17 protein-coding genes, 2 tRNA genes, 3 rRNA genes and 1 other RNA gene are annotated in these 20,770 nt (G+C 66.4%); 12 read left to right on the forward strand and 11 right to left on the reverse strand.

Annotation, left to right across the window (positions count from 1 at the left end; translation table 11 throughout):
- Positions 1-63: 63 nt before the first annotated feature.
- Entirely contained in the window at positions 64-1,389 is a 1,326-nt protein-coding gene (gene pepQ, locus ACOZ90_RS06530) for a Xaa-Pro dipeptidase (protein ID WP_422892833.1), read from the forward strand.
- A 5-nt stretch (positions 1,390-1,394) separates the two neighbouring features.
- Here the strand turns inward: pepQ and ACOZ90_RS06535 are convergent, their stop codons facing one another.
- Both ACOZ90_RS06535 and ACOZ90_RS06540 read right to left on the reverse strand, forming a co-directional pair.
- On the reverse strand, positions 1,395-2,726 hold the full coding sequence (locus ACOZ90_RS06535) for an aminopeptidase P N-terminal domain-containing protein (protein ID WP_422892871.1): 1,332 nt from the start codon (positions 2,724-2,726) through the stop codon (positions 1,395-1,397).
- A 43-nt stretch (positions 2,727-2,769) separates the two neighbouring features.
- Entirely contained in the window at positions 2,770-3,309 is a 540-nt protein-coding gene (locus tag ACOZ90_RS06540; protein ID WP_422892834.1) for a UPF0149 family protein, read from the reverse strand.
- A gap of 122 nt (positions 3,310-3,431) precedes the next feature.
- On the opposite strand from ACOZ90_RS06540, the gene ACOZ90_RS06545 reads away from it, so the two are divergent.
- From ACOZ90_RS06545 to rpiA, 7 genes are all read left to right on the forward strand, one after another.
- Positions 3,432-5,636 carry a putative bifunctional diguanylate cyclase/phosphodiesterase gene (locus ACOZ90_RS06545; protein ID WP_422892835.1) on the forward strand — a complete coding sequence of 735 codons (2,205 nt, stop codon included), beginning with the start codon at positions 3,432-3,434 and terminating at the stop codon, positions 5,634-5,636.
- Between the two features lie 31 nt (positions 5,637-5,667).
- On the forward strand, positions 5,668-5,889 hold the full coding sequence (locus ACOZ90_RS06550; RefSeq protein ID WP_422892836.1) for a TIGR02449 family protein: 222 nt from the start codon (positions 5,668-5,670) through the stop codon (positions 5,887-5,889).
- Entirely contained in the window at positions 5,886-6,167 is a 282-nt protein-coding gene (locus tag ACOZ90_RS06555) for a cell division protein ZapA (RefSeq protein WP_422892837.1), read from the forward strand. Before ACOZ90_RS06550 ends, ACOZ90_RS06555 begins: the two co-directional genes overlap by 4 nt.
- Positions 6,168-6,225: 58 nt before the next feature.
- A non-coding RNA gene (ssrS, locus tag ACOZ90_RS06560) (6S RNA) lies at positions 6,226-6,411 on the forward strand.
- Between the two features lie 59 nt (positions 6,412-6,470).
- On the forward strand, positions 6,471-7,070 hold the full coding sequence (locus ACOZ90_RS06565; RefSeq protein WP_422892838.1) for a 5-formyltetrahydrofolate cyclo-ligase: 600 nt from the start codon (positions 6,471-6,473) through the stop codon (positions 7,068-7,070).
- Complete coding sequence (locus ACOZ90_RS06570; protein WP_422892839.1) at positions 7,067-7,549, forward strand: EVE domain-containing protein; 483 nt, start codon at positions 7,067-7,069, stop codon at positions 7,547-7,549. The genes ACOZ90_RS06565 and ACOZ90_RS06570 overlap by 4 nt, the downstream gene beginning before the upstream one ends.
- Positions 7,546-8,193: a ribose-5-phosphate isomerase RpiA gene (gene rpiA, locus ACOZ90_RS06575; protein ID WP_422892840.1), complete on the forward strand. Its 648-nt coding sequence runs from the start codon at positions 7,546-7,548 to the stop codon at positions 8,191-8,193. The genes ACOZ90_RS06570 and rpiA overlap by 4 nt, the downstream gene beginning before the upstream one ends.
- 244 nt (positions 8,194-8,437) lie before the next feature.
- On the opposite strand, the gene rrf is transcribed toward rpiA, so the two are convergent.
- From rrf to ACOZ90_RS06600, 5 genes are all read right to left on the reverse strand, one after another.
- Positions 8,438-8,551: ribosomal RNA gene (rrf, locus tag ACOZ90_RS06580) — 5S ribosomal RNA — on the reverse strand.
- Positions 8,552-8,688: 137 nt separating this feature from the next.
- Positions 8,689-11,566: ribosomal RNA gene (locus ACOZ90_RS06585) — 23S ribosomal RNA — on the reverse strand.
- A gap of 232 nt (positions 11,567-11,798) precedes the next feature.
- A tRNA-Ile gene (locus ACOZ90_RS06590) sits at positions 11,799-11,875 on the reverse strand.
- 27 nt (positions 11,876-11,902) lie between these two features.
- Positions 11,903-11,978 (reverse strand) — tRNA-Ala (locus ACOZ90_RS06595).
- Positions 11,979-12,076: 98 nt separating this feature from the next.
- Positions 12,077-13,619: ribosomal RNA gene (locus tag ACOZ90_RS06600) — 16S ribosomal RNA — on the reverse strand.
- The 16S, 23S and 5S rRNA genes sit together here with 2 tRNA genes alongside, the layout of an rRNA operon.
- A gap of 644 nt (positions 13,620-14,263) precedes the next feature.
- Here ACOZ90_RS06600 and ACOZ90_RS06605 point away from each other — a divergent pair.
- Positions 14,264-14,737, forward strand: coding sequence for a DUF192 domain-containing protein (locus ACOZ90_RS06605; protein ID WP_422892841.1), 474 nt, complete (start codon positions 14,264-14,266; stop codon positions 14,735-14,737).
- A 54-nt stretch (positions 14,738-14,791) separates the two neighbouring features.
- The gene (locus ACOZ90_RS06610) at positions 14,792-15,637 is read left to right on the forward strand and encodes a SirB1 family protein (RefSeq protein WP_422892842.1); all 846 of its coding nucleotides are present in this window, start codon (positions 14,792-14,794) and stop codon (positions 15,635-15,637) included.
- Positions 15,638-15,646: 9 nt separating this feature from the next.
- Here the strand turns inward: ACOZ90_RS06610 and ACOZ90_RS06615 are convergent, their stop codons facing one another.
- Positions 15,647-15,874: a rubredoxin gene (locus ACOZ90_RS06615; RefSeq protein WP_422892843.1), complete on the reverse strand. Its 228-nt coding sequence runs from the start codon at positions 15,872-15,874 to the stop codon at positions 15,647-15,649.
- 35 nt (positions 15,875-15,909) lie between these two features.
- Here ACOZ90_RS06615 and thiE point away from each other — a divergent pair, with 35 nt between their 5' ends.
- A complete protein-coding gene (thiE, locus tag ACOZ90_RS06620) occupies positions 15,910-16,539 on the forward strand; it encodes a thiamine phosphate synthase (RefSeq protein WP_422892844.1) in 630 nt (209 codons plus the stop codon).
- Between the two features lie 58 nt (positions 16,540-16,597).
- Entirely contained in the window at positions 16,598-17,887 is a 1,290-nt protein-coding gene (gene hemL, locus ACOZ90_RS06625) for a glutamate-1-semialdehyde 2,1-aminomutase (protein ID WP_422892845.1), read from the forward strand.
- Between the two features lie 19 nt (positions 17,888-17,906).
- Here hemL and ACOZ90_RS06630 read toward each other — a convergent pair whose 3' ends face one another.
- The 3 genes from ACOZ90_RS06630 to ACOZ90_RS06640 all read right to left on the reverse strand — a co-directional run bounded on the left by ACOZ90_RS06630 (position 17,907) and on the right by ACOZ90_RS06640 (position 20,729).
- Complete coding sequence (locus ACOZ90_RS06630) at positions 17,907-19,124, reverse strand: acetylornithine transaminase (protein WP_422892846.1); 1,218 nt, start codon at positions 19,122-19,124, stop codon at positions 17,907-17,909.
- Positions 19,125-19,210: 86 nt separating this feature from the next.
- Positions 19,211-20,032 carry an SDR family oxidoreductase gene (locus ACOZ90_RS06635; protein WP_422892847.1) on the reverse strand — a complete coding sequence of 274 codons (822 nt, stop codon included), beginning with the start codon at positions 20,030-20,032 and terminating at the stop codon, positions 19,211-19,213.
- Positions 20,033-20,066: 34 nt separating this feature from the next.
- Positions 20,067-20,729, reverse strand: a complete 663-nt coding sequence (locus ACOZ90_RS06640; protein WP_422892848.1) for a protein kinase family protein — start codon at positions 20,727-20,729, stop codon at positions 20,067-20,069.
- Positions 20,730-20,770 lie beyond the last annotated feature (41 nt).

The following is a 20,770-nucleotide window of genomic DNA, read 5'->3' on the forward strand; positions in this document are numbered from 1 at the left end:
GGCGCGGTTGGGTCGCCGCCGCGATTGGGCGACAATGACGGCCGTTTCGAAACGGCCATCACCATGATTCCCAGCCCCGCCCCGCTGTATCCCGACCACCTGGACACGCTGCAGCAGCGCGCCACGACGGCGCTCGAGCGCGGCGGCTTCGACCATCTGGTGATCCCCAGCGGGACGGTGCGCTACCACCTGTTCGATGATCGCGATTACCCTTACGCGGTCAACCCGCAGTTCAAGGCGTGGGCGCCGCTGACCGCCAATCCCGGCAGCTGGCTGTGCTTCACCCCCGGCGAGACGCCGAAGCTGGTGTACCTGCAGCCGTTCGACTACTGGCACGTGGTGCCGGAAGCGCCGGCCGGCTACTGGGCCGGGCACTTCGAGGTGGTGGTGATCCGCGAGCCGGACGAGGCGCGCGCCCACCTGCCGGCGAACGCCGCGCGCTGCGCGATCCTCGGCGAGCCGCAGAGCGCGCTGGGCGACTGGGTGCCCAACAACCCGCAGGCGGTGCTCGACTACCTGGACTACCACCGCGCGTACAAGACCCCGTACGAGATCGCGATGATGCGCCTGGCCACCCGCCGCGGCGTGCGCGCCCACCGCGCCGCCGAGCGCGCCTTCCGCGCCGGCGCCAGCGAGTTCGGCATCCACCTGGCCTACTGCCAGGCCGCCGGCCAGGACGCCTGCGAACTGCCCTACGGCAACATCGTCGCCCTCAACGAACACGCCGCGGTGCTCCACTACACCGAGCGCGACCGCGTGCCGCCGGCGCAGTCGCGCAGCTTCCTGATCGACGCGGGCGCCAGCCACGGCGGCTACGCCTGCGACATCACCCGCACTTACGCGGCCGATACCGGCGGCGAGTTCCAGGCCATGATCGACGCGGTGGACACGGTGCAGCAGCAGCTCAACGCCCGCTTCACCGCCGGCGCCGACTACCGCCAGCTGCACCTGGACGCCCACCTGGCCCTGGCCGGCGTGCTGCGCGAGTTCGGCGTGATCCGCGGCACGGCCGAGGCGGCGGTGGAAACCGGCGTCAGCTCGGCCTTCTTCCCCCACGGCCTGGGCCACGGCATCGGCCTGCAGGTGCATGACGTGGGCGGCTTCGCCGCCGACGACGCGGGCGGCACCATCGACAAGCCCCAGGGCCATCCGTTCCTGCGCTTCACCCGCACCCTGGAGCCGGGGATGGTGATGACCAACGAGCCCGGCGTCTACATCGTCGACCTGCTGCTGGACAAGGTTCGCCAGGGCCCGCACGCCGACAGCGTGGACTGGGAGAAGATCGAGGCATTCCGCCCCTACGGCGGCATCCGCATCGAGGACGACCTGGTGGTCACCGACGGCGAGCCGGTGAACCTGACCCGGGACGAATTCGCCGCCCAGGCCTAGGCGGCTCAGCCGGCCGCGGCGGCCATGAAGGCTTCCACCTCGTCCGCGCTGCGCGCCAGGCCGGCGGTCAGTACCTCATGGCCGTCCCGGGTGATGGCCACGTCGTCTTCGATCCGCACGCCGATCCCGTGCCACTTCGCGTCCACGCCGGACGCGCCGGGCGGCACGTAGATTCCCGGCTCGATGGTGAACACCATGCCAGGCTCGATCAGGCGCGACTGGCCGTCCACCCGGTATTCGCCCACGTCGTGCACGTCCAGGCCCAGCCAGTGGCCGGTCTTGTGCGGGGTGAAGCGCCGGTAGCTTTCCTCGGCCAGCACCTTGCGCAGCCCGCCCTTGAGCAGCCCCAGCCGCAGCATGCCCTCGGCCAGTACCCGCACCGCCGCCAGGTGCACCGACTCGAACGGCACGCCCGGCCGCGCCTGGGCCAGCGCCGCCTCCTGCGCCGCGCAGACCAGGTCGTGCAGCGCGCGCTGTTCGCGGCTGAAGCGGCCACCGGCGGGGAAGGTGCGGGTGACATCGGCCGCATAGCCGGCGTACTCGGCGCCCGCATCGATCAGCACCAGGTCGCCGGCCTCGATCCCGGCCCTGTTCGCCCGGTAGTGCAGCACGCAGGCATTGGCCCCGGCGCCGACGATGCTTTCGTAGGCCGCCTCGCCGCCGTGGCGGCGGAACTCGTACTCCAGCACCGCCTGCAGCTCGTATTCGTGCATGCCAGGCCGGACGGCGGCCATCGCTGCGGCGTGGGCGCGCATGCTGATCGCCGCCGCGCGGCGCATCAGCACCAGCTCCTCGCGGGTCTTGAACAGCCGCATCTCGTCCAGCAGGTGGCCCAGCTCCAGGAACTCGTGCGGCGGCTGGTCGCCCATGCGCATCTGCTCGCGCACCCGGTTGAGCCAGCCGATCAGCTTGAGGTCGAAGTCGGTGTCGCGGCCGAAGTGGTAGTACACCCGGGTCCGGCCTTCCAGCAGGCCCGGGAGGATTTCATCCAGGTCGTCGATCGGATAGGCATCGTCCATGCCCAGCGCGTCCACCGCGTCGTCGGGCCCCAGCCTGGGGCCGTCCCAGGCCTCGCGCACCGGGTCGCGCTCGCGGCAGAACAGCAGGCACTCGCCGTGGACGCGGCCGGGCACCAGCACCAGCACCGCGCCGGGCTCGGCGAATCCGGTCAGGTAGTGCAGGTCGGAGTCCTGGCGGTAGGGATAGTGGGTGTCGCGGCTGCGCACCCGCTCCGGCGCCGACGGCAGCACCAGGATCGCGTCCTCGCCCGCCATGCGCATGAGCTGGCGCCGGCGCCGGGCATGGGCGGCGGGCGGAATGCCGGCCAGCGGCCGCAGCCTTGCGCCGGAGTCGAACGCCGGGCCCGCCATCGGCCGGCCCTCAGTTCAGGCTCTGGCGATGGCGCGGCCCCAGCGCGCAGTCGCCGTGCAGCAGCAGCACGGCCACGCGTACGAACTCCTGGATCTCGGCCAGCGCGCGCTCGTCCTCCTCGTCACCATCCTCCTGCGGACTGGCCGCGGCCAGCCTGGCGATGTCCGCAAGCGCCTCACGCCCCTCCTCCGACAGCGGCGGCTCCGCGCCGGCTGCCAGGCCGAAGCCGCCCAGGAACCCGCGACACCACTCGAACAGCGACAGGGTGCGCTCGTACAGCGGCGCGCCGGACTCGGGCAGCAGCAGCTCGAAGGCGAACGCCGGATCCTCCATCTGCGCGGCCGTGGCCAGCCGCAGCTCCTCCAGGCTCCCGTCGGGCGCCGCCACGCCGGCATCGGCCAGCACCGCGGCCAGCCAGCCGGGGCCGTTCGCGCCACCGCCGGCCAGCCAGCCGGCCAGGCCACCGTGCAGCTCGGCGGCACCCGTGCCCAGGCCCAGTCGCTGGATCGAATCCTTCACGTCGGTCAGGGAGGGCAACGCGTCGCTCATTGCTCGGGCCGGATGCGGGGGGCGCCAGTCTAGCAATCCGTGCCGGGGCCGCGCTTGTTGCCCGCATGCCGGAATGCCTACACTCGGAACCGGGCGCCGCTGCCGCGGCGCAGGGGAGCAACGTGCCGATCGATCCCGCAGATCCGCGGCTGCTGGGCGCCGTGATCATCCTGCTGGTGCTGCTCACGGCGGCGCTGCTGGTGCTGCAGCGCAGCCGCACGCGCCGCCAGCTGAACAGCGTGCGCAAGCGCGAGGAACGGCTGAAGATGGCCCTGTGGGCCACCGGCGAGCATTACTGGGAATACGACGTGGGCAGCTCCATGCTGCGCATGCTGCTGGTGGAACCGGACGCAGAGGGCCTGTCCGACGTCATGCACGAACGCTCCGTCCCGATCGACGGAATGATCCACCGTGACGACATCGGCACCACCCGGCGCGACCTGCAGGCCTGCCTGGAAGGAGCGACGCGCAGCGTGGTCACCGAGGCGCGGGTGCTGCTGGAGAACGGCGAGCAGGTCTGGATCCGGGCCCGCGGCCGGATCGTCGAACGTGATGCCGATGGCCGGCCGATCCGCGTGGCCGGCACCGCGCGCGACATCAGCCGCAGCCGCCAGGCCGATCGCGAGCGGCGCATCGCCGCCCAGGTGCTGCACAGCATGGACGAGGCGGTGTCGGTGGTGGACGCGTCGTTCAACTTCATCTCGGTCAACCGCGCGTTCTCGCGGATCACCGGCTACTCGGAAGAGGAGGCGATCGGCCGCGGCGCGGCGCTGCTGGACAGCGACCAGCACGACGCCGCCTTCTACCGCCACATGCGTACCCAGCTGACCGGCCAGGGCCACTGGAAGGGAGAAATGTGGCAGCGGCGCAAGGACGGGGAGGAGTTCCTGGGCCAGCTGGTCTGCAGCGCGGTGAACGGCGGGAATCCCGGCGAGGCGCAGTACGTCATCGTGCTCAGCGACGTGACCCAGCAAAAGCGCGCCGAGCAGGAGCTGCTGTACCTGGCCAACTTCGACACCCTCACCAACCTGCCCAACCGGGCGATGCTGTCCGACCATCTGTCGCGCGCGATCGTGCGCGCCCGCCGCCACGAGGGCCGGATCGCACTGCTGTTCCTGGACCTGGATCGCTTCAAGGACATCAACGACTCGCTGGGCCATGCCGCCGGCGACCGGATCCTGCGCGCGGCGGCCAAGCGCCTGCAGCAGACCCTGGGCGAGCAGCACACGGTGGCCCGCCTGGGCGGCGACGAGTTCACCGTGGTGCTGGAGAACGTGGAGTCACCCGACCAGGCCGAGCACACCGCGCGCGAGATCATCATGGCCTTCGAGGCGCCGTTGCTGATCGACGGCCGCCAGGAAATCGCGATCTCGCCCTCGATCGGCATCAGCCTGTATCCCGAGAACGGCCAGGTGCCGACGGAGCTGATCAAGCGCGCCGACACCGCGATGTACCAGGCCAAGGCCGCCGGGCGGCGCACCTTCATGCGCTACGACGACGCCATGGACGTGGCCACGCGCACCCGCGCCACCCTGTCCGCGTCGCTGCGCAAGGTGCTCGACCGCGGCGAGCTGCGCCTGGCCTACCAGCCGCGGATGTCGCTGGCCGACTCGCGGATCACCGGCGTGGAGGCGCTGCTGCGCTGGAACAGCGAAGAGCATGGCGAAGTGCCGCCGACCGATTTCATTCCGCTGGCCGAGGAAAGCGGCCAGATCCTGGAGATCGGCGAGTGGGTGCTGCGCGAAGCCTGCCTGATGCTGCGCCGCTGGCAGCAGCACGGGGTGGATCCGGCGCTGGCGGTGTCGGTCAACGTCTCGGCGCTGCAGCTGCTGCGCGGCAACTTCCCGGAGGTGGTCAGGCAGGTGCTGCGGGACACCGGGCTGGCGCCGGCTTCCCTGGAGCTGGAGCTGACCGAGAGCGTGCTGATGGCCAACGCCGAGCAGTCCGCCGCCCGCCTGCAGGCCTTCCGCGAGATCGGCGTGCCGCTGGCGATCGACGACTTCGGCACCGGCTATTCGTCGCTGGCCTATCTCAAGCGCCTGCCGATCACGGCGATCAAGGTGGACAAGGCCTTCGTCGATGATGTCAGCACCGATCCGGACGATGCCGCGATCACCAGCACGATCATCACCATGGCCCACTCGCTGGGGCTGAAGGTGATCGCCGAGGGCGTGGAAACCGAAGCCCAGCTGCGCTTCCTGTCCGACCAGGGCTGCGACGAGATCCAGGGGTTCTGGGTGGCCCCGCCCATGGATGGACACGCCTGCCTGGCCTTCATCCGCAGCTGGGGCCCCGACCAGCACGCGCCCGGCCGCGCCGCGCCTTGACCGTGGTTCCCGGCCTGCCTATCGTGGCGGCATGGACAATCCCGGCCAGGTCGAACGCATCCGCGCGCTTGCGACTCGCGTCGACCAGCTGGCCGAACGCGTCCGGCAGCTGGATGAAGAGAACCGCAGCCTGCGCCAGCAGCATGAGCAGGTCTCTGGCGAACGCTCGCAGCTGCTGGCCAAGAACGAGCAGGCCCGCTCGCGGGTCGAGGCGATGATCGCCCGGCTCAAGTCGCTGGAGCAGCACACGTGAGCGCCGGCAGCGAACCGGTCAGCATCCGCATCCTGGATCGCGAATACACGGTCGGCGTGGGCGCCGAGGGGCGCGAGGCGCTGATGGCCGCGGCCAGGCTTCTGGACGGCAAGATGCGCGAGATCCGCGGCGCCAACCGGATGGCCGCCGTCGACCGCGTCGCGGTGCTGGCCGCGCTCAACCTGGCCCATGAGCTGCAGGAGCTGCGCGAGCGCGAAGCCGAGATCGATCGCAGCCTGGACGTGCTGGAACGCAAGCTGGATTCCGTTTCCGGCTGAGCGCGGCCAGCATCCCTGTATTCATCATCGCGCAGCCGTTGGAGCTATACTTCAACTGCGTCCTCTGCTGTGTCCGACAGCGCGCAGAATATTTGCCTTGTCCCTAATGACGACCTACGGGACGGCTGTGGAATCCGGGCGTGCAAGTCCGCCCCGAGCGGAAAGCCCGATGGAATCCGTGGCCACCCCACCTGAACCCTGGGTTCAAGGTCGTTTTGCGCGCATCGTCATGAGTGGAGGACGTACCCTTTTCACGGGCGCGGTGGCACCATCGGCTGCCGCATCCGACGCACGCCATTGCCGATGACCGACCCGCGCAACGCGCTGCGCCGCCAACTGCGCCACACCAGGCGCGAGATTCCCGCCAAGGACCGCATCGCCGCGGCCGAGTCGCTCGCCGGCCGGCTGCTTGCGCTGCCGTTCCTGCCCGCGCGCGGACACGTCGCCGGCTACTGGGCGATGGACGGCGAAATCGCCCTGCACGTGTTCCAGATGCGCCTGCCCGCGGATCTGGTCTACTGCCTGCCGGTGCTCGAAGAGCGCGAAGACGGGGAGAAGCGCCTCGCGTTCGCCCCCTGGCGTCCCGGCGATCCGCTGGTGTCCAACCGCTACGGCATACCCGAACCCAACGTGCCTCCCTCCAGCCTGCTTGCGCCCGAGGCGATGGCGCTGGTGGTGTTGCCGCTGGTGGGCTACGACCTTGCCGGCAACCGGCTGGGCATGGGCGCGGGCTGGTACGATCGCAGCTTCGGGTTCCGCCGCGACAGCGCGGGCCCGCCCTGGCTCACCGGCGCCGCATTCTCCCGCCAGCAGGTCGACGCGCTCGACCGCCGCGAGTGGGACGTACCGCTTGACGCGGTCTGCACCGAGCTCGCCACCCACCTGCCCGACGGGAACAGATGAACACACCCAAGCGCTACTGGCTGATGAAGTCCGAACCGGACGACTTTTCGATCGACGACCTGGAGCGGGTCGGCACCGAACCCTGGACAGGGGTGCGCAACTACCAGGCCCGCAACTTCATGCGCGACAGCATGCAGGTTGGCGACCAGGTGTTCTTCTACCACTCCAACGCCAAGGTGCCGGGCATCTACGGCATTGCCCAGGTCGCCAGCACGCCGTACCCGGATCCGACCCAATTCGAGAAGAAGTCGAAATACTTCGACCCCAAGGCCACGCGGGAAGAGCCGCGCTGGTTCCTGGTCGACGTCGGCTTCGTGCGCAAGCTGCACCAACCGATCCCGCTGGCCACCATCCGCACCCGCAGCGAGCAGCTGGGCGAGGATTTCGCCCTGATCCGCAAGGGTGCGCGGCTGTCGGTGCTGCCGGTGAGCGCATCGCAATGGAAAACGCTGCTGGCACTGGAGGGGAAGGCGTCGTGAGCGAAGCAAAGCGCCTGGCCGGCGAAAAGGCCATCGATTACGTCGAGGACGGCATGGTGGTCGGCGTCGGCACCGGATCCACGGTCGCCTACTTCATCGACGCCCTGGCCCGGATCAAGGATCGCATCGACGGTGCGGTCTCCAGCTCCGACCAGAGCACCGAGCGCCTGCGCAGCCACGGCATCGAAGTCCTGGATCTGAACGCGGTCGGCCCGGTGCCGCTGTACGTGGACGGCGCCGACGAGTGCGATCCGCACAAGCGGCTGATCAAGGGCGGGGGCGCCGCCCTGACCCGCGAGAAGATCATCGCCGAGGCAAGCGAAAAGTTCGTCTGCATCATAGATCCGGCCAAGCAGGTCGACGTGCTCGGCCGCTTTCCGCTGCCGGTGGAGGTGATCCCGATGGCACGCAGCCTGGTGGGCAGGCAGATCGTGGCCAACACCGGCGGCCAGCCGGTCTGGCGCCAGGGCGTGACCACCGACAACGGCAACTGGGTCCTGGACGTACACGGGCTGATGATCACCGACCCGCTGGTGCTTGAACGGGAGATCAACCAGATCCCGGGCGTGGTCAGCGTCGGCCTGTTTGCCCGCCGCCCGGCCGACATCGTCATCATCGGCGGCCAGCCGCCCCAGGTTCTGTAAAAAGCCAAGCCCCAGACCGCAACACCTGCTGTAGGAGCGCGCCATGCGCGCGAAACCGCGTGACATCAATCGCGCCAGGCGCCTTCGGCCGTCTCATCACCACCGGAGCCACCCCGCCAACCACCGGTTCACGCGGCCTCGCGCGCATGGCGCGCTCCTACACAGACGGCTCCGCCCCTTCCGCAAACATTCTCCGCCACAAAGAAAAACCCCGCAGCCTGGGCTGCGGGGTTTTGGGTAAAAACCCTGGCGATGACCTACTCTCGCATGCTAGATGCACACTACCATCGGCGCGTGCGCGTTTCACTTCCGAGTTCGGAATGGGATCGGGTGGTTCCACGCAGCTATTATCACCAGGGAGAGGGTGGAGGGTCGCGTCACGGCCGACGGATTGCTCCGATGGACCGATCGCGCTCACGCTCTCGTAGGGTGGGATGTAGCGAGGCCGATTCGAACCCAGACGTTGTCGTCGAGTCCAAGGCCACTTGAGGTTATATGGTCAAGCCACACGGATCATTAGTACTGGTTAGCTAAATACATTGCTGCACTTACACACCCAGCCTATCAACCACCTGGTCTTGATGGTTCCTTCAGGGGAGTCAAGCTCCCGGGAGATCTCATCTTGAGGCACGCTTCCCGCTTAGATGCTTTCAGCGGTTATCGTTTCCGAACGTAGCTACCCGGCAGTGCCACTGGCGTGACAACCGGAACACCAGGGGTTCGTCCACTCCGGTCCTCTCGTACTAGGAGCAGCCCCTCTCAAATCTCCAACGCCCATGGCAGATAGGGACCGAACTGTCTCACGACGTTCTGAACCCAGCTCGCGTACCACTTTAAATGGCGAACAGCCATACCCTTGGGACCGACTACAGCCCCAGGATGTGATGAGCCGACATCGAGGTGCCAAACACCGCCGTCGATATGAACTCTTGGGCGGTATCAGCCTGTTATCCCCGGAGTACCTTTTATCCGTTGAGCGATGGCCCTTCCATACAGAACCACCGGATCACTAAGACCTACTTTCGTACCTGCTTGATCCGTCGATCTCGCAGTCAAGCACGCTTATGCCTTTGCACACAGTGCGCGATGTCCGACCGCGCTGAGCGTACCTTCGTGCTCCTCCGTTACTCTTTGGGAGGAGACCGCCCCAGTCAAACTACCCACCATACACGGTCCCCGACCCGGATTACGGGCCCAGGTTAGAACGTCAAGCACGACAGGGTGGTATTTCAAGGATGGCTCCACCACAGCTGGCGCCATGGTTTCAAAGCCTCCCACCTATCCTACACAGACGAACTCAACGTTCAGTGTAAAGCTATAGTAAAGGTTCACGGGGTCTTTCCGTCTTGCCACGGGAACGCTGCATCTTCACAGCGATTTCAATTTCACTGAGTCTCGGGTGGAGACAGCGCCGCCATCGTTACGCCATTCGTGCAGGTCGGAACTTACCCGACAAGGAATTTCGCTACCTTAGGACCGTTATAGTTACGGCCGCCGTTTACCGGGGCTTCGATCAAGAGCTTCGCCTTGCGGCTGACCCCATCAATTAACCTTCCGGCACCGGGCAGGCGTCAGACCCTATACGTCCACTTTCGTGTTTGCAGAGTCCTGTGTTTTTGATAAACAGTCGCAGCGGCCTGGTCACTGCGGCCCCCGACAGCTATAGCTCGCATGAGCCACCATCAGGGGCGCACCTTCTCCCGAAGTTACGGTGCTATGTTGCCTAGTTCCTTCACCCGAGTTCTCTCAAGCGCCTGAGAATTCTCATCCTACCCACCTGTGTCGGTTTACGGTACGGTCTGCGTAAGCTGAAGCTTAGGAGCTTTTCCTGGAAGCGTGGTATCAGTCACTTCGTCCTATTGGACTCGTCATCGGTGCTCGGTCTTGAAGGGTCCCGGATTTGCCAAAGACCCAAACCTACCGCCTTAACCCAGGACAACCAACGCCTGGTAGACCTAACCTTCTCCGTCCCTCCATCGCACTTACGCGAGGTGCTGGAATATTAACCAGCTTCCCATCGACTACGCATTTCTGCCTCGCCTTAGGGGCCGACTCACCCTGCGCCGATTAACGTTGCGCAAGGAAACCTTGGGCTTTCGGCGTGCGGGCTTTTCACCCGCATTATCGTTACTCATGTCAGCATTCGCACTTCCGATACCTCCAGCAAGCTTCTCAACTCACCTTCAGCGGCTTACGGAACGCTCCTCTACCGCGCATATTGCTATGCACTCCAAGCTTCGGTTCAGTACTTAGCCCCGTTAAATCTTCCGCGCAGACCGACTCGACCAGTGAGCTATTACGCTTTCTTTAAAGGGTGGCTGCTTCTAAGCCAACCTCCTGGCTGTCTATGCCTTTCCACATCGTTTCCCACTCAGCACTGAATTGGGGACCTTAGCTGTGGATCTGGGTTGTTTCCCTTTCCACGACGGACGTTAGCACCCGCCGTGTGTCTCCCATGCAGTCCTTCCCGGTATTCGGAGTTTGCAATGGTTTGGTAAGTCGCGATGACCCCCTAGCCATAACAGTGCTCTACCCCCGAGAGGATTCACATGAGGCGCTACCTAAATAGCTTTCGAGGAGAACCAGCTATCTCCGGGTTCGATTAGCTTTTCACTCCTAATCACACCTCATCCCCTACCTTTGCAACGGGAGTGGGTTCGGGCCTCCAGTACCTGTTACGGTACCTTCACCCTGGGCATGACTAGATCACCCGGTTTCGGGTCTACTGCCCGCGACTATGCGCCCTTATCAGACTCGGTTTCCCTTCGCCTCCCCTAAACGGTTAAGCTTGCCACGAACAGTAAGTCGCTGACCCATTATACAAAAGGTACGCAGTCACCCCGAAGGGCTCCTACTGCTTGTACGCACACGGTTTCAGGGTCTATTTCACTCCCCTCGCCGGGGTTCTTTTCGCCTTTCCCTCACGGTACTGGTTCACTATCGGTCGGTCAGTAGTATTTAGCCTTGGAGGATGGTCCCCCCATGTTCAGACAGGGTTTCACGTGCCCCGCCCTACTCAATTTCATCGAAATGGCCCTTTCGCATACAGGGCTGTCACCTTCTATGGCCAACCTTTCCAGGTTGTTTTGCTAGAACCAAATCGACTTTTGGGCTAGTCCCCGTTCGCTCGTCGCTACTCAGGGAATCTCGGTTGATTTCTTTTCCTACGGTTACTTAGATATTTCAGTTCACCGCGTTCGCCTCGTACACCTATGTATTCAGTGCACGATACCTCTTGCGAGGTGGGTTTCCCCATTCGGACATTGCCGGATCAAAGCTTGTTGCCAGCTCCCCGACACTTTTCGCAGGCTGCCACGTCCTTCATCGCCTCTGACCGCCAAGGCATCCACCGTGTGCGCTTATTCGCTTGACCATATAACCCCAAGTCGCCTCGGGGCCGATGTGCCGGTGGTTACAAGCCACCGACGCGAATATTGCAACGACTCAAATTAGGAATCTTTCGATTCCCGCCTTAGCCTCAACGACACGTCTGGACAGATTCGTCTCAAACGCTCGCTACATCCCATTTTCAAAGATCACGCGCCGGCCTCAGCGCCGTCGCAATCAGTCTTTATTAGTGTGCGCAATCTCATCCAGCGTTCCGATGGTGGGTCTGGGAGGACTCGAACCACCGACCTCACCCTTATCAGGGGTGCGCTCTAACCACCTGAGCTACAGACCCGAAAACTATCGGACTCAGGGGTAAGCGTGGTGGAGCCAGTCGGGATCGAACCGACGACCCCCTGCTTGCAAAGCAGGTGCTCTCCCAGCTGAGCTATGGCCCCATAAGGGACGCTCCCACGACTCCGCCGGAGCGGGTCGGGAACTACTGGATGCAGGTCACTTGTGCGGACGCCTGGACAGGCGATGCCGTCCGGTCTCTAAAGGAGGTGATCCAGCCGCACCTTCCGATACGGCTACCTTGTTACGACTTCACCCCAGTCATGAATCACACCGTGGTAACCGTCCCCCCGAAGGTTAGACTAGCTACTTCTGGTGCAACCCACTCCCATGGTGTGACGGGCGGTGTGTACAAGGCCCGGGAACGTATTCACCGCAGCAATGCTGATCTGCGATTACTAGCGATTCCGACTTCACGGAGTCGAGTTGCAGACTCCGATCCGGACTGGGAGGAGGTTTCTGGGATTGGCTTGCCCTCGCGGGTTCGCAGCCCTCTGTCCTCCCCATTGTAGTACGTGTGTAGCCCTGGCCGTAAGGGCCATGATGACTTGACGTCATCCCCACCTTCCTCCGGTTTGTCACCGGCGGTCTCCTTAGAGTTCCCACCATTACGTGCTGGCAACTAAGGACAAGGGTTGCGCTCGTTGCGGGACTTAACCCAACATCTCACGACACGAGCTGACGACAGCCATGCAGCACCTGTGTTCGAGTTCCCGAAGGCACCAATCCATCTCTGGAAAGTTCTCGACATGTCAAGGCCAGGTAAGGTTCTTCGCGTTGCATCGAATTAAACCACATACTCCACCGCTTGTGCGGGCCCCCGTCAATTCCTTTGAGTTTCAGTCTTGCGACCGTACTCCCCAGGCGGCGAACTTAACGCGTTAGCTTCGATACTGAGTGCCTAGTTGCACCCAACATCCAGTTCGCATCGTTTAGGGCGTGGACTACCAGGGTATCTAATCCTGTTTGCTCCCCACGCTTTCGTGCCTCAGTGTCAGTGCTGGTCCAGGCAGTCGCCTTCGCCACGGATGTTCCTCCCGATATCTACGCATTTCACTGCTACACCGGGAATTCCACTACCCTCTACCGCACTCTAGCCCGCCAGTATCCAATGCAATTCCCAGGTTGAGCCCAGGGCTTTCACATCAGACTTAACGAACCACCTACGCACCCTTTACGCCCAGTAATTCCGAGTAACGCTTGCACCCTTCGTATTACCGCGGCTGCTGGCACGAAGTTAGCCGGTGCTTATTCTTTGGGTACCGTCATTCTCTCCGGGTATTAACCGGAAAGTTTTCTTTCCCAACAAAAGGGCTTTACAACCCGAAGGCCTTCTTCACCCACGCGGCATGGCTGGATCAGGCTTTCGCCCATTGTCCAATATTCCCCACTGCTGCCTCCCGTAGGAGTCTGGGCCGTGTCTCAGTCCCAGTGTGGCTGATCATCCTCTCAGACCAGCTACGGATCGTCGCCTTGGTGGGCCTTTACCCCGCCAACTAGCTAATCCGGCATCGGCTCATCCATCTGCGCAAGGTCCGAAGATCCCCTGCTTTCACCCGAAGGTCGTATGCGGTATTAGTCCCGGTTTCCCGAGGTTATCCCCCACAAATGGGCAGATTCCGATGCATTCCTCACCCGTCCGCCACTCGCCGCCAGGGAGCAAGCTCCCCGCGCTGCCGTTCGACTTGCATGTGTTAGGCCTGCCGCCAGCGTTCACTCTGAGCCAGGATCAAACTCTTCACTTAAGTCTTGCAGGGCCGAAGCCCTTATTACTTGAGTGCAGTCGTCACCGAGCCCCTGAATCACTCGCTTGCATTAATGCATTTGAATTGACTTAGGTTCTCTTGTGAGCGTCTGCTTATGTGGATGGTCACCCACCTGCCAGACGCCCGCACAAGTCACCTGCGCACACTTTCAAAGATCCGGGAACCGGCCTCAGCGCCGCATCCCCATCCCCTCAATCTTCCCGAGGGAGCCGCCCATGATAGCGCGGTTTTGGCTTTCGTCAACACCCTGTTTCGGGGTTGCTGCCGCCATTCACTTTTCCGTCTGCCCTGCGGCGATCCGTCGAAGTGAGCCGCCCATCTTAGCGCGGTTTTGGCTTTCGTCAACACCCTGTTTCGGGGTTGCTGCCGCCGTTCACTTTTCCGTCTGCCTTGTGGCGATCCGTCGAAGTGAGCCGCCCATCTTAGCGCGATTTTGAAGAACGTCAACACCTTTCGAAGCCGTTCTTCGTCCCCGCCGTGGCCGGTGTTGCTGGCCGCTCCGTGGCGGGGCGCGCATTGTGCACCCCTTGCCCGCGTTTGGGAAGAGGCCTGTGCGGGTTGCGGCGCTTGACCGCCGGGCAGGCCTGGTCAATCGTGGCCGCAACGACAACCGGAGGCATCCCATGCCCTGCATTCGCGCCCTTTCCGTGCTGTTGCTGTGCGTCCTGGCCGCAGCTCCCCTCAATGCGTGTGCGAGCGGCCCGTCCGCCGACGGCAGGTGGGTGGAACTGGCCGGCGAGCACTATCGGGTGGAGCTGGCGGTCACCGACGAGCAGCGCGCGGTCGGCCTGATGTTCCGCGACGAGCTTGCCGAAGGCAGCGGCATGCTCTTCATCCATGCGCGCGAAGAGCCGCAGGCCTACTGGATGATGAATACGCTGATCCCGCTCGACATCCTGTACTTCAACAGCGAGCGCAGGCTGGTGTCGCAGCAGCGAGACGTGCAGCCGTGTCCTTCCGGGCTTGGCTGCCCGGCATATCCCAGCGGCGCGCCCGCGCTGTACGTGCTCGAGCTCAATGCGGGGGAAGCCGAGCGGCTGGGCCTTGAAGACGGGGCAGAGCTGCAGTTCGGCCCCGCGATTCCGGCGCAGGACTGAGCCGCGCGGCCCGCCGGCTTGCGCCGCAGGCAGGTTCCGGAGCAGGCTTGCGCCATGGACGACCGCACCCCGCTGCCCGCATGGAACTCGCTCGCCTCGCTCGATGACGGCGACATCCCGCTACTCGGAACCGCGTTGCTGATCGCCAGCGACGAGTACCCGGACCTGGATCCAGGCCACTACGAGGCGATGGTGTCCCAGCACGTGGCCCAGCTGCGGCCGCGGCTGGAGGCCATCGGGCACTGGCCGATGCGGATGATGGCGATCAACCAGTACCTGTTCGACGAGCTCGGCTACGCCGGCAACCACGACGAGTACTACGACCCGCGCAACAGCTATCTGAACGAAGTGTTCGAGCGCCGGCTGGGCATCCCGATCTCGCTGGCGCTGGTGCAGATGGAGGTGGCGCGGCGGCTGGACATGCCGTTGGACGGGATCTCGTTCCCGGGCCACTTCCTGGTGCGCCTGCCGGTGGATGACGGGATGCTGGTGATGGACCCGTTCAACCGCGGCCGGCCGCTGGACGCGGACGAGCTGCGCGAACGGGTGCAGCCGCACCTGGCCGGCGGCGGCCTGGACGACCAGGCGCTGCACGAGATCCTGCACCCGGCCTCGCACCGCGCGATCCTGGTGCGGATGCTGCGCAACCTGCATGCGGTGTATGCCGAACAGGAGGACTGGGCGCGCGCGGTGCGCTGCGCCGACCGGGTGCTGAAACTGGTGCCCGACAATCCCGACGCGCTGCGCGACCGCGGCCTGGGCTATCACCGGCTGGGCCACCGCCTTGGTGCCCGCGAGGATCTGGGCCGCTACCTGATGCTCAACCCGGACGCGGACGACACCCGGCCGGTGCGCGAAACCCTGGTGGATGCCAGCAGCGGAAACGCTCGCCTGAACTGAGGCGCCGGCTCAGACCGGGGCCATCTCGAAATCGTCCTTGGTCACGCCGCAATCCGGGCACGTCCAGTCTTCCGGAACGTCTTCCCAGCGGGTGCCCGCGGCGATGCCTTCCTCCGGCATGCCGGCGGCCTCGTCGTAGATGAAGCCGCATACCACGCACATCCAGGTGCGCGATGCGGTCTGCGTGGCGGTGGCGTTCATCCGATAATGGCCCTGGTGCGGCGGAGGAAGCGGCATTCTCCCATTGCCCGCCGCGGCAGGGAACCGAAGACATGAACGAAAGCACCGCCGCGCGCCCGCGCGGCCTGTACCTGATCACTCCGGACGAGGCCGATACCGGGCGGCTGCTGGATCGGGCCGAAGCGGTGATCGGCCACGCCACCTGGCTGCAGTACCGCAACAAGGCCGCCGGTGCCGCGCTGCGAAAGGCGCAGGCGCAGGCGCTTGCAGGGCTGTGCCGGGCGGCCGGCGTGGCCCTGATCATCAACGACGATCCGGCCCTTGCCCACGCCTGCGGCGCCGACGGCGTGCACCTGGGCGAGGACGACGGCGGCATCGTCCAGGCCCGCGCGCTGCTGGGCGAGGCGGCGATCATCGGCGCCTCCTGCTACGACGACATCGGCCGGGCCGCGCGCATGGCCGCGGCCGGGGCGGACTACCTCGCCTTCGGCGCGTTCTTCCCCAGCACCAGCAAGGCCACCACCCGCCGCGCCGGCCCGGAGCTGCTGCAGCAGGCGCGCGCGCTGGGCCGGCCGCTGGTGGCGATCGGCGGCATCACCGCCGACAATGCGCCGGCCCTGGTGGCGGCCGGCGCCGACCTGGTGGCGGTGATCGGCGGCGTGTTCGACGCCCCCGATCCGGCGGCCGCGGCGCGCGCGCTGCGCCACGCCTTCGACGGCTGAACCACTGCCGCAGGCCCTTCCGCCACCCTTCAACTCCCCCGAACCTGGAACCACATCGATGAAGCACGACAAGTCCCACGCCCTGTTCTCCCGCGCCGTCGAACTGATCCCCGGCGGCGTCAACTCGCCGGTGCGCGCGTTCAAGTCGGTGGGCGGGGAACCGTTCTTCGTCGAGCGCGCCGACGGCGCGTACCTGCACGACGTGGACGGCAACCGCTACATCGACTACGTCGGCTCCTGGGGCCCGATGATCGTCGGCCACAACCACCCGCAGGTGCGTCAGGCGGTGCAGGAAGCGATCGGCAACGGCCTGTCGTTCGGCGCGCCCTGCCCGGCCGAGGTCACCATGGCCGAAACCATCACCCGGCTGGTGCCCTCATGCGAGGTGGTGCGGATGGTGAACTCGGGCACCGAGGCCACGCTGTCCGCGATCCGGCTGGCGCGCGGGGCCACCGGGCGCCAGCGCATCGTCAAGTTCGAGGGCTGCTACCACGGCCACGGCGATTCGTTCCTGGTCAAGGCCGGCAGCGGCATGCTGACCCTGGGCGTGCCCACTTCGCCGGGCGTGCCGGCGGCGCTGGGCGAGCTGACCTCGACCATCAGCTACAACGACTTCGACGGCGCGACGCAGCTGTTCGAGGACGTCGGCGAAGAGATCGCGGCGGTGATCATCGAGCCGGTGGTGGGCAACGCCAACTGCCTGCCGCCGCGCGAGGGCTACCTGCAGCACCTGCGTGAACTGTGCACGCAGCACGGCGCGCTGCTGATCTTCGACGAGGTGATGACCGGCTTCCGGGTGGCGCTGGGTGGGGCGCAGGCGCGCTACGGAATCACTCCGGACCTCAGCACCTTCGGCAAGATCATCGGCGGCGGCATGCCGGTGGGCGCCTACGGCGGACGGCGCGACCTGATGAAGCAGGTTTCACCGGCCGGCCCGATCTACCAGGCCGGCACGCTCAGCGGCAACCCGGTGGCGATGGCGGCGGGCCTGGCGATGCTGGAACTGGTGCAGGAGCCGGGATTCCACGACCGCTTGGAGGCGACTTCCAACGCGCTGTGCGACGGCTTCGAGGCCGCGGCGCGCGAGGCCGGCGTGGCGCTGACCACCAACCGCGTGGGCGCGATGTTCGGGCTGTTTTTCACCGACCGGAAGGTGGACACGTTTGCCGACGCGACCGCCTGCGACATCGATGCCTTCAACCGCTTCTTCCACGCCATGCTCGAGCGCGGGGTGTTCCTGGCGCCGTCGGCCTACGAGGCCGGGTTCATCTCCAGCGCCCACGATGAAGCGGTGATCGACGCGACGGTGGAAGCCGCGCGCGAGGCGTTCAAGGTCGTGGCGGCGTAGCCGGAGCCGAAGGGCCGGCCTACGGCAGGCGCGCCAGCGCGGTACGCAGGCGCGCCAGGCCTTCGGCGACATCACCATCGGTGATGTTCAGCGCGGGCACGAAGCGCAGCACGTCCGGCCCGGCCTGCAGCAGCAGCAGGCCGTGGGCGGCGGCAAGGTCCAGGATCTCCCCGGCCCGGCCCGCAAAGGCGGGCTTGAGCTGGGCGCCGAGCATCAGCCCGCGCCCGCGTACTTCGGCAAACAGGCCCAGTCCGTCATTGATCGCCGCCAGCCCCGCGCGCAGCGCCGCCGACTGGCGGGACACATTGCTGGCGATCTCGCGCGAGGACAGCTTCTCCAGGGCCACCCGCGCCACCGCCGCGGCCAGCGGATTGCCGCCGAACGTCGACCCGTGGGCGCCAAAGCCCATCGCCTCGGCCACCTGCGGCCCGGCCAGCATGGCGCCGATGGGAAAGCCGCCGCCCAGCGCCTTGGCCAGGGTCACCACGTCCGGCACCACCTGGTCGTGCCAGTGCGCGAACAGCTGCCCGCTGCGGCCCATGCCGCACTGGATCTCGTCCAGCACCAGCAGCGCGCGGTAGTGGTCGCACAGCTCGCGCAGGCCGCGCAGGAATCCCGGCGCGGCAGGCGTCACCCCGCCCTCGCCCTGGATCGGCTCGACCAGCACCGCGGCCACGTCGCCGGCCGCCATCGCGATCTCGGCCTGCACCAGGTCGTTGAAGTCCACGTGGCGGAAGCCGCCGGGCAGCGGCTCGAAGCCCGCCTGGTAAGCCGGCTGGGCGGTGGCGGTGACCGTGGCCAGGGTGCGCCCGTGGAAGCCGCCGCGGAAAGTGAGGATCACCCGCCGCTCCGGCGCCCGCCCCTCGCCCGCGGCCCACTTGCGCACCAGCTTGATCGCCGCCTCGTTGGCCTCGGCCCCCGAGTTGCACAGGAATACCCGCGAAGCGAACCGCGAGGCCTGCACCAGCTCCTGCGCCAGCCGCAGCGGAGGTTCGCTGTGGAAGACGTTGCTGGTGTGCCAGAGCCTGCCGGCCTGTTCGACCAGCGCCGCGGTGAGGTCGGGATCGGCGTGGCCAAGGCTGCACACCGCGATGCCGGCCGCCAGGTCGACGTAGTCCCGCCCCTCGCTGTCCCACAGCCGCGACCCCTGGCCGCGCTCAAGCACGACCTGGCGCTGGCGGTACACGGGCAGGTAGTAGCGCGACAGCGCCAGCGGATCTTCGGTGGTCTGGATCATGGCCATGGGACAGGATTGCCTGCCGCATTGTGGCCGATCGCACGGCGGCGCCATGGTGCACTGCGGCACCCGTGGCGATGTCCGGCTCAGGCGTCCAGGAACAGATCCGGCAGCAGCAGCTGCGATGGATCGACCGCGTAGCCGGACAGGTCGGTCACCCCGGCTTCGGCCAGCACTTCGTCATCGATCAGGAATTTTCCGCTGAACCCGGCCGCCTCGCGCACCAGCACCGCGTGCGCGGCGTCGGCCAGGATCTCCGGGGTGCGGCAGCGCGCGGCCTCCACGCCCGGGATCATCCGGATCGCGTCGGTGGCGATGACGGTGCGCGGCCACAGCGCGTTGACCGCCACCCCGCGCGGGCCGAACTCGGCCGCCAGGCCCAGGGTGACGAAGCTCATGCCCATCTTGGCCAGGGTGTAGCCGGTATGCGGCCCCCACCATTTCGGATCCAGCGACGGCGGTGGGGCCAAGGTGAGGATGTGCGGGTTTGCCGCCTCCAGCAGGTGCGGCAGACAGGCCTGGGCGCACAGGAAGCTGCCGCGGGCGTTGACCTGCTGCATCAGGTCGAAACGCTTCATCGGCGTGTCCAGCACGCCCTTGAGCCAGATCGCGCTGGCGTTGTTGACCAGGATGTCGAGGCCGCCGAATTCGGCCACGGTGGCCGCGACCGCCTCGCGCACCTGCGCCTCCTCGCGGATGTCGCACTGGATCGCCAGCGCCTTGCCGCCGGCCTGCTCCACTTCCGCGGCCACGGTGTGGATGGTGCCGGGCAGCTTGGGGTTGGGCACGCCGGACTTGGCGACGATGGCGACGTTGGCCCCGTCACGGGCGGCGCGCAGGGCGATGGCGCGGCCGATGCCGCGCGAGGCGCCGGTGATGAACAGGGTCTTGCCCTTGAGCGTGGTCATGCCGTTTCCTCCGTCGCCGCGCAGGCGCGTTCATTCAGGGCTTCGGGCCCTGGCCTTCGTTGTCTTCCCACTTCAGGATCCGCCGGGTGACGAAGCGGTACACCGGCTTGCCGGTGCGGAACCACAGGTCGCGCACCCAGGAGCGGCGCTTGAGCAGGCGCTTTTCCACCGGCGTGAGGTACTCACGGCAGTACATGCGCTTGTGCTTGAGCAGGTGGCGCAGGTCTTCGCGCGCCAGCAGCCGCATCCAGCGCGAGCGCGGGTTGCCGACCACGGCCAGCTGGAAATCGATGATCCCCGGGCGGCCGTCCTCGAGCACCAGCCAGTTGGCCTCCTTGGCCAGGTCGTTGTGGGCGACGCCGCGCCGGTGCAGCTCCTGCAGCCTGCGGCGTGCGGCGCGGAAATACGCGAGGTCGCCGCGCGGCGGGCGCTGGTACATGGCCGCGCCCTCCATGTAGCTGCGATCCAGGCGGCGGCCGTCCCAGGCCAGCAGCTGGGGCACGTCGGCCATGCCGCGCACCTGCTCCAGCCCGCGCGCCTCGCGCCGGGCCAGCCACCAGGCCGGCAGCCGCAGCCACAGCGGCACGTGACGCAGGTCGCGGCGCACGAACACGCCATCGGCGCCCCGCATCAGCGAGATGCGGCCGAAGCTGTCGGCCTTCAGCGCCTGGATTTCAACCGGGTCGTCCTGGGTCATCGGGCCATTGTAGGTCGGCGTGCCGGGATCCAATCGGCGGC

The sequence above is a fragment of the Luteimonas dalianensis genome (assembly GCF_049339425.1).
GTDB classification, from domain to species: Bacteria; Pseudomonadota; Gammaproteobacteria; order Xanthomonadales; family Xanthomonadaceae; genus Luteimonas; species Luteimonas dalianensis.

What these genes read in the sequence shown, in the direction of transcription:
- hemL (WP_422892845.1), top strand. Translation starts at nt 16,598, where the DNA reads ATGAAGCACGACAAGTCCCACGCCCTGTTCTCCCGCGCCGTCGAACTG.
- pepQ (WP_422892833.1), top strand. Translation starts at nt 64, where the DNA reads ATGATTCCCAGCCCCGCCCCGCTGTATCCCGACCACCTGGACACGCTG.
- ACOZ90_RS06640 (WP_422892848.1), bottom strand. Translation starts at nt 20,729, where the DNA reads ATGACCCAGGACGACCCGGTTGAAATCCAGGCGCTGAAGGCCGACAGC.
- ACOZ90_RS06605 (WP_422892841.1), top strand. Translation starts at nt 14,264, where the DNA reads ATGCCCTGCATTCGCGCCCTTTCCGTGCTGTTGCTGTGCGTCCTGGCC.
- ACOZ90_RS06565 (WP_422892838.1), top strand. Translation starts at nt 6,471, where the DNA reads ATGACCGACCCGCGCAACGCGCTGCGCCGCCAACTGCGCCACACCAGG.
- ACOZ90_RS06610 (WP_422892842.1), top strand. Translation starts at nt 14,792, where the DNA reads ATGGACGACCGCACCCCGCTGCCCGCATGGAACTCGCTCGCCTCGCTC.
- ACOZ90_RS06570 (WP_422892839.1), top strand. Translation starts at nt 7,067, where the DNA reads ATGAACACACCCAAGCGCTACTGGCTGATGAAGTCCGAACCGGACGAC.
- ACOZ90_RS06635 (WP_422892847.1), bottom strand. Translation starts at nt 20,032, where the DNA reads ATGACCACGCTCAAGGGCAAGACCCTGTTCATCACCGGCGCCTCGCGC.
- thiE (WP_422892844.1), top strand. Translation starts at nt 15,910, where the DNA reads ATGAACGAAAGCACCGCCGCGCGCCCGCGCGGCCTGTACCTGATCACT.
- ACOZ90_RS06630 (WP_422892846.1), bottom strand. Translation starts at nt 19,124, where the DNA reads ATGATCCAGACCACCGAAGATCCGCTGGCGCTGTCGCGCTACTACCTG.
- ACOZ90_RS06550 (WP_422892836.1), top strand. Translation starts at nt 5,668, where the DNA reads ATGGACAATCCCGGCCAGGTCGAACGCATCCGCGCGCTTGCGACTCGC.
- ACOZ90_RS06540 (WP_422892834.1), bottom strand. Translation starts at nt 3,309, where the DNA reads ATGAGCGACGCGTTGCCCTCCCTGACCGACGTGAAGGATTCGATCCAG.
- ACOZ90_RS06615 (WP_422892843.1), bottom strand. Translation starts at nt 15,874, where the DNA reads ATGCCGCTTCCTCCGCCGCACCAGGGCCATTATCGGATGAACGCCACC.